Annotated in this window: 11 protein-coding genes and 1 pseudogene; 9 read left to right on the top strand and 3 right to left on the bottom strand. The window is 59.5% G+C overall.

From position 1 onward, the window contains the following. Positions 1–20: 20 nt before the first annotated feature. Together mmuM and mmuP are read right to left on the bottom strand one after the other, a co-directional pair. Complete coding sequence (gene mmuM, locus KO1_RS04250) at positions 21–953, bottom strand: homocysteine S-methyltransferase (RefSeq protein ID WP_024273819.1); 933 nt, start codon at positions 951–953, stop codon at positions 21–23. Beyond that, entirely contained in the window at positions 940–2,346 is a 1,407-nt protein-coding gene (gene mmuP, locus KO1_RS04245; RefSeq protein ID WP_024273818.1) for an S-methylmethionine permease, read from the bottom strand. Before mmuP ends, mmuM begins: the two co-directional genes overlap by 14 nt. Positions 2,347–2,575: 229 nt before the next feature. Between mmuP and KO1_RS04240 the strand changes: the two genes are divergently transcribed. From KO1_RS04240 to eutC, 4 genes are all read left to right on the top strand, one after another. Beyond that, positions 2,576–3,958, top strand: a complete 1,383-nt coding sequence (locus KO1_RS04240; RefSeq protein WP_004110925.1) for a glycoside hydrolase family 28 protein — start codon at positions 2,576–2,578, stop codon at positions 3,956–3,958. 368 nt (positions 3,959–4,326) lie between these two features. Next, positions 4,327–5,706: an ethanolamine permease gene (eat, locus tag KO1_RS04235; RefSeq protein ID WP_004099338.1), complete on the top strand. Its 1,380-nt coding sequence runs from the start codon at positions 4,327–4,329 to the stop codon at positions 5,704–5,706. An 11-nt stretch (positions 5,707–5,717) separates the two neighbouring features. Continuing rightward, positions 5,718–7,106 (top strand): ethanolamine ammonia-lyase subunit EutB, encoded by a 1,389-nt coding sequence (locus KO1_RS04230; RefSeq protein ID WP_049593468.1) that lies wholly within the window; start codon positions 5,718–5,720, stop codon positions 7,104–7,106. Next, positions 7,103–7,879 (top strand): ethanolamine ammonia-lyase subunit EutC, encoded by a 777-nt coding sequence (gene eutC / locus KO1_RS04225; RefSeq protein ID WP_049593469.1) that lies wholly within the window; start codon positions 7,103–7,105, stop codon positions 7,877–7,879. The genes KO1_RS04230 and eutC overlap by 4 nt, the downstream gene beginning before the upstream one ends. 259 nt (positions 7,880–8,138) lie before the next feature. Here eutC and KO1_RS28685 read toward each other — a convergent pair. After that, positions 8,139–8,219 (bottom strand): annotated as a pseudogene (locus tag KO1_RS28685) (hypothetical protein); the annotation flags it as partial. 180 nt (positions 8,220–8,399) lie between these two features. Here KO1_RS28685 and KO1_RS04220 point away from each other — a divergent pair. The 5 genes from KO1_RS04220 to KO1_RS04200 all read left to right on the top strand — a co-directional run bounded on the left by KO1_RS04220 (position 8,400) and on the right by KO1_RS04200 (position 13,065). Continuing rightward, complete coding sequence (locus KO1_RS04220) at positions 8,400–9,506, top strand: ABC transporter substrate-binding protein (protein ID WP_026055932.1); 1,107 nt, start codon at positions 8,400–8,402, stop codon at positions 9,504–9,506. A gap of 153 nt (positions 9,507–9,659) precedes the next feature. Then, positions 9,660–10,559 (top strand): branched-chain amino acid ABC transporter permease, encoded by a 900-nt coding sequence (locus KO1_RS04215; RefSeq protein ID WP_016808619.1) that lies wholly within the window; start codon positions 9,660–9,662, stop codon positions 10,557–10,559. Continuing rightward, complete coding sequence (locus KO1_RS04210) at positions 10,559–11,608, top strand: branched-chain amino acid ABC transporter permease (protein ID WP_017146540.1); 1,050 nt, start codon at positions 10,559–10,561, stop codon at positions 11,606–11,608. Before KO1_RS04215 ends, KO1_RS04210 begins: the two co-directional genes overlap by 1 nt. Further along, complete coding sequence (locus tag KO1_RS04205) at positions 11,595–12,377, top strand: ABC transporter ATP-binding protein (RefSeq protein ID WP_004099331.1); 783 nt, start codon at positions 11,595–11,597, stop codon at positions 12,375–12,377. The genes KO1_RS04210 and KO1_RS04205 overlap by 14 nt, the downstream gene beginning before the upstream one ends. Then, the gene (locus KO1_RS04200) at positions 12,370–13,065 is read left to right on the top strand and encodes an ABC transporter ATP-binding protein (protein ID WP_004099330.1); all 696 of its coding nucleotides are present in this window, start codon (positions 12,370–12,372) and stop codon (positions 13,063–13,065) included. Before KO1_RS04205 ends, KO1_RS04200 begins: the two co-directional genes overlap by 8 nt. Positions 13,066–13,147: the final 82 nt, after the last annotated feature.

The following is a 13,147-nucleotide window of genomic DNA, read 5'->3' as shown; positions in this document are numbered from 1 at the left end:
AGCCGCCACCCGGCGCAAACTCAACGCCGCGCGTTCAGTTCGGCAATATCCTTCGGCGTCGTGCGGCAGCAGCCGCCAATCAGCTTCGCCCCCGCCGCCAGCCACTGGGGTAAATATTCCGCCAGCGTTGCACAGGCTTCGCCGTGGCGATGCCAGGTCTTGGATACCGCGTCATAGTGCTCCCCGGAGTTAGGATAAACCACCAGCGGCAGCGCTGTCAGGCTATGCAGATGCGCCAGCGCGGCGGTGCTGTTTTCCAGCGCGATACAGTTAATGCCCAGCGCCACCACCTGCGGATAGTTTGCCAGCACGGCAACCACTTCCCGCAGCGGCGTGCCGTCGCTGAGATGCTGCACATCGCGCAGGGTAAACGAGAACCATGCCCGCGCGCGCGGATAGGCAGTCAGCAGCTCCGCCAGCGCCTTCATCTCGGCGAAATTCGGCATCGTTTCACAGGCCAGCAGATCGGCCCCGGCGTCGAGCAGCGCTTCCACGCGCGGACGATGAAATGCCTGAAATTCCTCATCGCTGCGGACATAATCGCCGCGATACTCCGAGCCGTCCGCCAGGAAGGCGCCGTACGGCCCGACCGAACCGGCAACCAGCAACGCGCCCGCCCGCGGGTTTTCCGCCAGATACGCTTCCCGCGCCTTGCGGGCCAGCTCAACGCTTTTGCCGATCAGCGCTTTCGACTGCGCTTCATCAAGGCCGAGGGCAGCAAAACCTGCCGGAGTGGCCTGATAGCTGGCGGTGATCGCCACCTGCGCGCCGGCGCGGAAATAGTCGAGGTGAACTTCGCGGATAAGCTCCGGGTTGTCGACCAGCACTTTCGCCGACCACAGGCTGTCGGCAAGATTGCAGCCGCGCGCTTCCAGCTCCGTCGCCATCGCGCCGTCCAGCAGGATAAAGGGCTTTGCGTCAATGAGGGCGGTTAACGGATTATTCTGCGACATGTTGAGGCTCCTGGGTGAGTTTCCGTGAACGAGTCAGATAATACGCACCATAACACAGTGCCACGAACGGGATCCCGCACCACAGCGCAATCCTCTGACTCGGGTCAAACGCCAGACCCACGCAGGCTACCAGGCAAAGCACAAATCCCAGCACCGGCACCAGCGGATACCACGGCGCGCGATAGTGCAGTTCGCTTAGCGCCTTCCCCTGCTGCAGATGGCGACGGCGGAACATAAAGTGCGAGGCGCAGATGCTCAGCCATACCGCCACCACCGCAAAACCGGAAATCGCCGACAGCGCGACAAACACCGTATCCGGGGCCACGACGCTGGAGAAGAGCGCCAGCACGCCGCCGAGCATGCTGACCGAAATCGCCGTCAGCGGCACCCCGTTTCTGGTCAATTTGGTAAAACAGGACGGCAGCGTTTTTTCATTGGAGAGCGACCACAGCATCCGCCCGGAGGCGTAAAGGCCAGAGTTGGCCGCCGACAGAATCGCCGTCAGAATCACAAAGTTAAAGATATCCGCCGCGTAGGGAATACCGACCTTTTCAAACACCAGCACAAACGGGCTTTTCTCGACTCCCGCCTGCTGCATCGGGATCAGCGCCGCCAGCACGAAGACGGTGCCGATGAAAAAGATAATCAGCCGGGCGATGGTGGTACGAATGGCCACCGGAATGACTTTATGCGGATTCTCCGTTTCCCCCGCCGCGATGCCGATAAGCTCGGTGCCGGAGAAAGCGAAGTTAACCGCCACCATGGTCATCAGGATCGGCAGACCGCCGTGCGGGAACCAGCCTTCGGCGGTGATATTGCGCAGCCCCGGCGCCGGAGAGCCATCCTGCATCGGAATGATGCCAAAGATCGCCGCCCCGCCGAGAATAATAAAGGCGATAATGGTGACCACCTTCACCAGCGAGAACCAGAATTCACCTTCGGCAAAGAAGCGGGTGGAGATAACGTTGAGCGCGAAAATCACCGCGCAGAACACCACGCACCAGACCCATACCGGCACCTGCGGGAACCAGTACTGCATGCAGAATCCGGCGGCGGTGAAGCTTGAGCCAAGCGCGACGGTCCAGGTCAGCCAGTAGAGCCAGGCGACGGTATACCCGGTCGCCGGGCCGAGATAGCGCGCGGCGTAGACGTGAAACGCCCCGGTTTCCGGCATCGCCACCGAAAGTTCGCCCAGACACTGCATCACCAGCCAGACCACCAGCGCGCCAATCAGATAGGCCAGCAGCGTGCCCGCCGCTCCGGTGGTGGAGATGATATAGCCGGTATTAAAAAATAGCCCTGTGCCAATAACGCCACCCAGCGACAGCATGATCAGGTGGCGAGTCTTCATGGTGCGCTTAAGCTGCCCACCTTGTTGTTGTGTTGTTTGCATTTGACCCCACGGGCGTATAGACATCTAAACATCCAGATAAGAGGTTCCTTATACCCCGCCTGTCGCCAAATTGCAAAGCCGCCGGGCCTGTCATCTATGCATTCGCCCAAATCATCATCGCCACTTATGGGCAGAATAACGACAAAAGAGAAACCGTGATCGCCGCCCTCATTAAATCAAAACATTGGTGCTAATTTTACAAAACAACAAACCAAAAAAGGATAATGCCATGATACCCCGCGCTTTGCCTCTGTGGGCCGCCGCTGCCGCCGTCGGCCTTCTACCGCTGCACGCCGCTCAGGCCGCGAGTTCCGTGAAGTTTCCCGATAAAGTCTGTGATATCACCCACTACGGCGCAGAAGGCCATCGGCTGCAAATCGCGCTCAACACCGATGCCATTCAAAAAGCGATTGATGACTGCGCCGCCGCCGGAGGGGGAACGGTGCTGGTGCCGAAAGGTAATTTCCTCACCAACCCGCTGTTTCTGAAGAATAATATTCAGCTTAAGCTGGAGAAAGACGCCACCCTGGTGGCCTCAACCGAAGTGGCTGCCTATCGCGGCGATGATAAAACGCGATACGCCGAAGCGGAAAACGGCTGGCTGCCGTTTATTAGCATCGCCGACGCGCAAAACGTGGCCATCGTCGGTGAAGGCACTATCGACGGCCAGGGCGCAGTGTGGTGGGAACGCTGGCGGGAAAATATCCGCGCCACCGGCAAGAAAGGCGGTACCGACCGGCCGCGGCTGATTTATATCACCCGCGCCAGCAACGTGCTTATCGACGGCGTGACCCTCACCCATTCACCCAGCTTCCACGTGGTCACCCGCTACGCGCACGATGTCGATATCAACGGCACGCGTATTCTTTCGCCGTGGCATGCGCCGAACACCGACGCCATCGATCCTATCGATAGCCAGAATATCCGTATTACCAACAACTATATCGACTGTAACGACGACCATATTGCCATCAAGGCGGAGAAAGCCGACCCGCGCTTCCCGGACGGCGTGGTGGATAACATCTATATCGCCAACAACACTCTGAAGCAGGGGCGCGGGATCTCCATCGGCAGCGAGAGCGCAGGCGGCGTGAATAACGTGCTGGTGGAAAACAATACCTTCGAAGGTTCGATGTACGGCATTCGGATTAAAAGCCCGCGCGGCAAAGGCGGCGAGGTAAAAAATATCGTCTACCGCAATACCAGAATGCATAACGTTGAGGTGCCGCTGGTGTTCTCCGCCTATTACAAAGCCGCGCCGATTGTGCAGGCCGAGGTCGATAAGCTGTTGCAGGCAGGCGGCTTTACCCTCGGCGAGCAGATCTATCCGCCGGACAGCGACCCGAAACAGCCGTTCGATAAATACAAGACTCCGCACTTCAGTAACATCACCGTTGAGAATTTAACCTCCACCGGCGACAGCAAAGCGGCGGCCTATATTATCGGTACCCCGGAAGCGCCGCTCAGCGGTTTCCATTTTAGCAACGTCAATATTGAAGCCGACCGCGGCCTGCGCATTCGCAATGCCGAGCTGGAGAGTAAAGGACTTAACCTGCAGGTGAAAGCAGGTCCGGTAATTCAACAAGACGCTGGCGCCATCGTGCACCAGTAACGCCACATTTGCGGGCAGCTGCACCACGGCGACTCTTCCGCCGGGCGCGGTCTGCCCCTTTTTTGATCCTCGTTGGCGTAGAGCCTGGCCCAACAGGCGTAATCGTTGCAGACAGTTTGCACACGGACAGCGCGCAAGAACCGGAGCGTACACGTAGTACGTGAGGATGATTCGCTACGCTCCCCCTGCGGGCCGCCCTGAAGGGCGTTCAACACTCTGTGAGTATTGTCTGAGCACTGCCCAGGGCCAAACTGGCAAATAAGATAGCCCTAATGGGATAGGTTCTTAAACCGCCGCGTTTATCGGTGGTATGCCCTGGCATTCTCTTTGCAACCCTCCCGATATCTTTATCTGGCGAGGCAACGAACATGACAGAGCAAACCACAACGCTTAAAAGAACGCTCGGCAGTTTCCGCTTATGGGGGATCGCCGTTGGGCTGGTTATTTCCGGGGAGTATTTTGGCTGGAGCTACGGCTGGTCCCAGGCCGGGACGCTGGGCTTTCTGATCGTCGCGCTGGCCATCGCCGCGATGTACTGCGCCTTTATTTTTAGCTTCACCGAGCTGACCACCGCCATTCCGCATGCGGGCGGACCTTTTGCCTACGCCTACCGCGCCTTTGGCCCCACCGGCGGGTTTATCGCCGGCTTCGCGACCCTGATTGAATTCGTCTTCGCCCCGCCCGCCATCGCTATGGCCATCGGCGCCTATCTGAACGTGCAGTTTCCGGCGCTCGACCCCAAATGGGTGGCCTGCGGCGCCTATATTATCTTTATGACGCTGAATATTCTCGGCGTGGGGATTGCCGCCACCTTTGAGCTGGTGGTGACGTTATTAGCGATTTTCGAACTGCTGGTGTTTATGGGCGTGGTCGCGCCGGGCTTCTCCTGGAGCCATTTTACCGCTAACGGCTGGGCGGGCGCGGAAAGCTTTAGCGGCCTGGCGCTGCCGGGCATGTTTGCCGCCATCCCGTTCGCGATCTGGTTCTTTCTGGCGATTGAAGGCGCATCGATGGCCGCCGAAGAAGCTAAAGATCCGCAGCGCACTATTCCCCGGGCGCTGGGCGGCGGCATTCTGACCCTGACCGTACTGGCGATAGGCGTGATGGTCTTTGCCGGCGGCGTCGGCGACTGGCGAACCCTGGCCAATATCAACGACCCGCTACCGCAGGCGATGAAAATGGTGGTCGGCAACAGCAGCGGCTGGCTGCATATGCTGGTGTGGCTGGGGCTGTTTGGCCTGGTGGCCTCGTTCCACGGGATTATCATGGGCTACTCGCGGCAGATTTACTCTCTGGCGCGCGCGGGCTATCTCCCCGCCGGGCTGGCGACGCTGAACCGCCGCACCCGCACGCCGCATCTGGCGATCCTCGCCGGGGGCGTGGTCGGCATCGCCGCCATTTTCTCCGATTCGCTGATCACCATTAGCGGGATGCCGCTGACCGCCTGTATCGTCACGATGTCGGTATTTGGCGCTATTGTTATGTATATCACCTCGATGGCGGCGCTGTTTAAGCTGCGCCGCAGCGAGCCGAAGCTGATTCGACCGTTCCGCGCGCCGCTCTATCCGTGGGCGCCGGCCTTCGCGCTGGCCATGGCGGTGCTCTGCCTGGTGGCGATGGTCTGGTACAACACGCTGCTGGCGCTGATTTTCGCCGCCATGATGCTCGGCGGCTACCTGTGGTTTCGCAAGACCGCAGCGGCTCGCCAGCGCGCGGCGGTGGATCCGCAGCTGCGTACGGTCTCCTGAGGAGGCGACACATGTATAAAACCACGCTATCGGGCCAGGTATGGCGCTTTGAGAGCCTGAAAACCCTACTGGCGAAGGCCTCCCCTGCGCGTTCCGGCGACGCGCTGGCGGGCGTTATCGCCGGCTCCGCCGAAGAGCGGATGGCGGCAAAAATGGCGCTGGCGGAGGTTCCGCTCACCGAGATTCTCGATAATCCGCTGATTCCCTACGAGCAGGATGAGGTGACCCGGCTGATCCTCGATACCCACGACGCCCGGGGCTTCGCGGCGATTCGCCATCTTACGGTCGGCGATTTTCGCGACTGGCTGCTCGACGACGCCACCGATGAAGCGGCGCTGCGCCAGGTCGCCCGCGCGATAACCCCGGAGATGGCCGCCGCGGTCAGCAAGCTGATGCGCAATCAGGATCTGATCCTCGCCGCCAGCAAATGCCGGGTCGTCACCCGTTTTCGCAACACTATCGGCCTGCCGGGGCGCCTGAGCGTGCGCCTGCAGCCCAATCACCCGACCGATGACCTCAAAGGCATCGCCGCCAGCATGCTCGACGGCCTGCTGTACGGCGCAGGAGACGCGGTGATCGGCATCAATCCGGCCAGCGACAGCCTGCCGGTGCTGGCGCAGCTAAACCATATGCTTGACGATATTATTCAGCGCTTCGCCATCCCCACCCAGTCGTGCATTTTGACCCACGTCACCAACACTCTGCAGCTGATTGAGCGCGGCGCGCCGGTGGATCTGGTGTTCCAGTCGGTGGCCGGTACCGAAGCCGCCAACAGCGGTTTCGGCATTAATCTGGCGCTGCTGCAGGAAGCGCGGGAAGCGGCGCTTAGCCTGAACCGCGGCACGCTGGGCAACAACGTGATGTATTTTGAAACCGGCCAGGGCAGCTGTCTTTCCGCCAACGCCCATCACGGCGTTGACCAGCAGACCTGCGAAGCCCGGGCCTACGCCGTCGCCCGCCATTTTGAGCCGCTGCTGGTCAATACGGTGGTGGGCTTTATCGGCCCGGAGTATCTGTACGATGGTAAGCAGATTATCCGCGCCGGACTGGAAGATCACTTCTGCGGCAAGCTGATGGGGCTGCCCATCGGCTGCGACGTTTGCTACACCAATCACGCCGAAGCGGATCAGGACGATATGGATACCCTGCTGACGCTGCTTTGCGCGGCCGGGCTGACCTTTTTGATCGGCGTACCGGGGGCAGACGATATTATGCTCAACTACCAAAGCACCTCGTTCCACGATGCACTTTACGCCCGCCGACTGCTGGGTTTACAGCATGCGCCTGAGTTCGCCGACTGGCTGACGAAGATGCAGATTATTGACCGCCACGGCGCGCTGCGTCTGACCGATGCCCGCCATCCGCTGCTTTCCGTCCTGCCGCAAGGAGAACCGGTATGAATCCTCCCGACGCCTGGAACCCGCTGCGTGAGTTTACCGATGCGCGGATTGCGCTGGGGCGCAGCGGCGCCAGCCTGCCGACCCGCGAAGTGCTGAATTTCGGCCTCGCCCACGCCCGGGCGCGCGATGCTATCCACCAACCTTTAGCCAGCGACCAGCTTGTTCAGCCGCTGGCGGAGCTGGGGCTGTCGACGCTGACCGTCCGCAGCGCCGCCAGCGATCGCCATGTCTATCTGAATCGCCCGGATCTGGGGCGGCAGCTGAACGAAGAGAGCCGCGCCGACCTCGCCGCCAGCGGCGCGCGCCCCGCCGACCTGCTGCTGGTGATTGGCGACGGGCTGTCGTCGTACGCCGTGCAGCGCCAGGCAGTGCCGCTGATTCGCGCCCTGCTGCCCTATCTGAAAACCCTCGGCCTGAGCCTGGCCCCGGTGGTGCTGGCGCACCAGTCGCGGGTCGCGCTGGGCGATGATATAGGCGAAACGCTGAAGGCCAGAGCGGTGGCGATATTGATTGGCGAACGGCCCGGGCTCTCTTCGCCGGACAGCCTCGGAGTGTATTTAACCTGGCAGCCGCATCGTCAGCGGCTGGAGTCGGAGCGCAACTGTATTTCTAATATCCGTCCGGAAGGGCTGAGCTTTGATGCCGCCGCTTTTAAGCTGGCCTGGTTACTGGAGCAGGCCTTTTTGCGGCGGCTTACCGGAGTGCGCCTGAAAGACGAAAGTGATAATCCTGCGCTGCATGGAAAAATAAAACCGTTGAGCCAGCTAAAATAATAAACCAGGCGGACAGCAGAATAGATTTTTAATATTACCGGGCGCACCTGGATATTATTTTCGGGTGCGCGCTGGCATTGCGGATTTTGCAGGCCGGGTAAGGCGTCAGCCGCCCCCGGCATAATGCGTTCACCGTACCCAAAACAGGGTTGTCATCAGCCTTATGCCCTTTCCTGCAGGTAATAAGAATATTGCATGAGTAAAAACGAAACGGACGTTGTAAGGTAAATCTGCATACCAAATATATCTCGTTATCTATTCAATATAACAGCCAATAATTCGCCGGATATCCAGGTGAATTATTTCTCAATGTTATGCAGTCATTGATGGTTAAAGATATACCCAAAATAATTCGAGTTGCAGGAAGGCGGCGACGCAGGGAATCCCCAGGAGCTTACTCTAGTAAGTGACTGGGGTGAGCGAGGAAAGCCAACGCACATGCAACTTGAAGTATGAAGGGTATAAATAATCGACCGACGGTGAGGTAAAAATGAACAAGTTTTCCGGGAAAGCGTCTTTAATGGCCACGCTGGTTGCCGCGTGGGTCGGTGCCAGCAGCGCGCAGGCGGCTGAAATTAAAATTGGCGTGGTCTTGCCGCTGAGCGGCGCGCTGAGCGGCTACGGACAACCTTCGCAAAAAGGGCTGGATATCATCCAGAGCATTACGCCGACGTTAAAAAATGGCGACACCGTGAAGCTTATCGTGATTGACGATAAGAGCGACAAGGTCGAAGCCGCTAACGCCATGCAGCGCCTGGTCTCCAGCGATAAAGTCGACGCGGTGATCGGCGAAGTCACCTCCTCCAATACCCTGGCGATGACCAAAATCGCCGACGACAGTAAAACGCCGCTGGTCTCCTCAACCGCCACCAACGACCGCGTCACCCGCAACCACCCTTACGTCAGTCGGGTCTGCTTCTCCGACAGCTTCCAGGGCGTGGTCGGCGCTAACCTCGCCTCGCGCGATCTGAAGGCTAAAACCGCCGCCATCGTCTTCGACAGCAGCAACGACTACTCCGTTGGCCTGGCGAAAGCCTTCCGCACGCAGTTCCTGAAAAACGGCGGCACCATTCCTATCGAAGTTCAGGCTCCCGGCGGCAGCAAAGACTTTAAGGCCCAGCTGGCCAGCGTGAAGGCGAAGAACGTCGACATGATCTATATGCCGATCTACTACACCGAAGGGGCGCTGATCGCCGTACAGGCGAAGCAACTGGGGCTGAGCAAGCCGGTGGTCGGCGGCGACGGGCTGGCGGCGGATCAGGTCTTTTTTGACGTCGGCAAAGACGCGGTCAACGGCTATATGACCACCGACTACTACTCGCCGAACGCCAAAGAGCAAACGCCGGCGGGCGAGGTGTTTATCAAAGCCTGGGAAGCCAAATACCAGCAGCCGACCCATACCTGGGGCGCGATGGCGGCGGACGCCTATAACGTCATTATCAACGCCATGAACCAGTGCAGCGACCCGCGCGACCGGGTTTGCGTTAACGAAAAAATTCGCGCTACTAAGGACTTCCAGGGCGTAACCGGTACGCTGACGTTACAAAACGGCGACGCTATCCGCAGCGCGGTCATCAACGAAGTGAAGGATGGCAAGCTGGCGTTTCGTACCGTGGTTAATCCTTAACCCCGTCATACTTCAAGTTGCATGTGCGCTGGCTGTGTTACTCGGCTCATCCATGAGCATCGCCCCTACGGGGCCAGCGCAAGCGCTGTTCAAAACGGTTAACCGTTTTGTCCTGCAACTCGAATTATTTAGGGAAAATAAGAGAGATATCAGATGGATGGTGCCATTTTTCTCCAGCAAGTGGTCAATGGAATGAGCCTTGGGGGCATGTACGCCCTGATTGCCATCGGTTATACGATGGTTTATGGGGTGCTGCGCCTGATCAACTTCGCCCATGCGGACGTAATGATGGTCGGGGCGTTTACCACCCTGTTTTTGTTTTCTTCCATTGGGCTACCCTTCGGGGTAGCCGTTTTCCTGACCCTCGCGCTGTGCGGCCTGTTCGGCATGCTGATCGACCGGGTGGCCTATCGCCCGCTGCGTCAGGCATCAAAAATCTCGATGCTGATCACCGCCATCGGCGTCAGCTTCTTCCTCGAAAACCTGTTCAACGTGCTGTTTGGCGGCAGCTCGCGCTTCTTTTCCGCACCGGAATTTTTCAACAACACTCGCGCCTTTGGTGACGTGATTATCACCAACGTGGCGTTGATCGTGCCGCTGATCACCGTCCTGCTGCTGCTGGCGATCCTCTGGCTGCTGTACCGCACCCGCTACGGGATGGCGATCCGCGCGGTGGCCTTCGACGTTAATACCGTCCGCCTGATGGGCATCGACGCCAACCGCATTATCTCGCTGGTGTTCGCCCTCGGCAGCAGCCTCGCGGCGCTGGGCGGGGTGTTCTACTCCATCAGCTACCCGACCATCGACCCGCTGATGGGCGTGCTGATCGGCCTGAAGGCCTTCGCCGCCGCGGTGCTCGGCGGAATCGGCAGCGTCACCGGCGCGGTGCTCGGCGGCTTTATTCTCGGCTTTACCGAGGTGGTGGCGGTCGCCCTGTTTCCCGAGCTGGGCGGCTACAAAGACGCCTTTGCCTTTATGTTCTTGATTCTGGTCCTCTTATTCCGCCCGGTTGGCATTATGGGCGATGAACGTCTGGAAAGGAGCCGTTTCTGATGCTCAACGCTACGACTACCGCCGGGGCGCAGCTGCGCAACCTGGTCATTATTGCTCTCTGCGTCGCGCTGCTGGCCGGGATCAACGTCGTCTTCAACGACTACATTATTCGCGTCATCAGCACCATTTTCGTCTTTATGATCCTCGCAGTCAGCTATAACCTGATCAACGGCGTGACCGGCCAGCTGTCGCTGGAGCCCAACGGCTTTGTGGCGGTCGGCGCTTACGTCACCGCCCTGCTGATCCTCCCCAGCGACAGCAAGCTGGATATGTTTGAGATGGCCGCGCCCAGCCCGTGGATCCTCGTGCTGCACGCCGGGTTCCTGCCCGCGCTGCTCATTAGCGGCCTGTGCGCGGCGGCGCTGGCGGTTTGCCTTGCCCTGCCGGTCTTCCGCGTGCGCGGCGACTACCTGGCGATTGTGACCCTCGGCTTCGGCTTTATCATTAAAATCCTCGCAATCAACAATCCGCAGATCACCAACGGCGCGATTGGCCTCAACGATATTCCGCAGCAGCCGCATCTGCTGTTCTGGTGCGGGCTGTTCGCCCTGCTGGCGACCGGGATGATTTTGCAGCTGGTGTGGTCGAAGTACGGGCGAATGATGAAAGCGGTGCGCGACGACGAAGACGCCGCTATCGCCATGGGGGTGAACACGTTTCGCATTAAAACCTGCGCCTTCGCCACCAGCGCCTTCTTCGAAGGGATCGGCGGCGGCCTGCTGGCCTCGCTGCTGACCACCATCTCGCCGGGCCTGTTCGACTTTATGCTTACCTTCCAGCTGCTGATTATTATCGTGCTCGGCGGCCTGGGCAGCACCACCGGCGCGCTGCTCGGCACCATACTGGTGGTCGGCAGCGGCGAGTGGCTGCGCTTTCTCGACCAGCCGCTCCAGTTCTTCGGTCACGATCTCGGCGCGTATCCGGGCCTGCGGATGGTGGTGTTCTCGCTGCTGCTGCTGATCATCATGCTGTTCGCCCGCGAAGGTCTGTTGGGCAAAAAAGAGATTTGGCAGGTGGGCAAAAGGAGACGCGGCGATGGCGCAAAATAAGGTCATTTTACAGGTGCAGGACGTGACCATGCAGTTCGGTGGCCTGCGGGCTATCGACAGCGTCAGTTTCCACGTCGACGAGGCGGAAATTTTTGGCCTGATTGGCCCCAACGGCGCGGGCAAAACCACGATGTTCAACGTCATCACCGCCAACTATAAACCGACCAGCGGCAGCGTGACCCTCGCGGGAAAATCGCTAAAAGGGCTGAAGCCGAACCGGGTGGTCAACGCCGGGATTGCCCGCACCTTTCAGAATATCCGCCTGTTCAACTCGATGACGGTATTAGAAAACGTGATGGTTGGCCTCGACAGCGCCAGCCGCTATTCGCTGCTGGAAGCGGCGCTGCATATCGGCCGCTACTACCCCGCCGAGCGGGCGGCAAAGGCCAAAGCGATGGCGATTCTGGACGATATCGGTATCGCCCATTTCGCCGACGTGCAGGCCACCAACCTTAGCTACGGCAACCAGCGCAAGGTGGAGATCGCCCGCGCGCTGGCGACCTCGCCAAAATTACTGCTGCTCGACGAACCCGCCGCCGGGATGAACCCAAAGGAGACGGAAGATCTGGCAGACCTGATCTTCCGCATGCGTAACGACTATCAGCTCAGCGTACTGCTGATCGAGCACGATATGCCGTTCGTCAACAAGCTGTGCGAGCGGGTGATGGTGCTGGAGTACGGCAAGCCGCTGTTTAGCGGCCTGATGTCGGAAGCCATTGAGGATCCGGGCGTGATTTCCGCTTACCTGGGGGACGTTCGTTATGCTTAGCGCGCGCGAATTAAACGTGTTTTACGGCGTGATTCAGGGACTAAAAGGCGTTGATATTGATATTTACGACCGGGAGATCGTTACCCTTATCGGCAGCAACGGTGCCGGGAAAACCTCCACCCTCAACGGCATCGTCAATCTGGTGCGTTCCACGGGGCGGGTCAATTTTCTCAACGAGGATATCTCCCGCAGCCAGACGCATCAGATTGTGCGTAAGGGGCTGGCGCTGGTACCCGAAGGACGGCGCATCTTCACCAACCTGACCATCGAAGAAAATCTGCGCATGGGGGCCTACAATAATCTCGCCGGCTTTACCCGCCTGCGCGATCGCATGTACAGCCTGTTTCCCCGCCTCAAGGAGCGGCGTGCTCAGATGGCGGGCACCATGAGCGGCGGCGAGCAGCAGATGCTGGCTATCGCCAGAGCGCTGATGAGCGAACCGGTACTGCTGATGCTCGATGAGCCAAGTCTCGGGCTGGCGCCGAAAATTGTCGGGGAGCTGTTCGCCACGATTAGGCAGCTACGGGAGGAGAATATTACCGTGCTGCTGGTAGAGCAGAACGCCACGGCGGCGTTGACCATCGCCGATCGCGCCTATGTGCTGGAGAATGGGAAGATTATGCTCTCGGGTCCTGCGCAGGAGGTGCTGGCGAATCCGGAAATCAAGCGAATGTATCTGGGGGGATAAAGCTGTTCAGAGCTGCGGCTTCGCTTCCTGCGTCGCCGCAACCGCAAACAGCCTCGCGCTACACAAAGCACACCTCGTTCCA

This window comes from Klebsiella oxytoca NBRC 105695 (genome assembly GCF_001598695.1).
Lineage (GTDB): Bacteria > Pseudomonadota > Gammaproteobacteria > Enterobacterales > Enterobacteriaceae > Klebsiella > Klebsiella oxytoca.
Note: the sequence above shows the minus strand (reverse complement) of the source record. Positions and strands in the feature narration are given on the sequence as shown.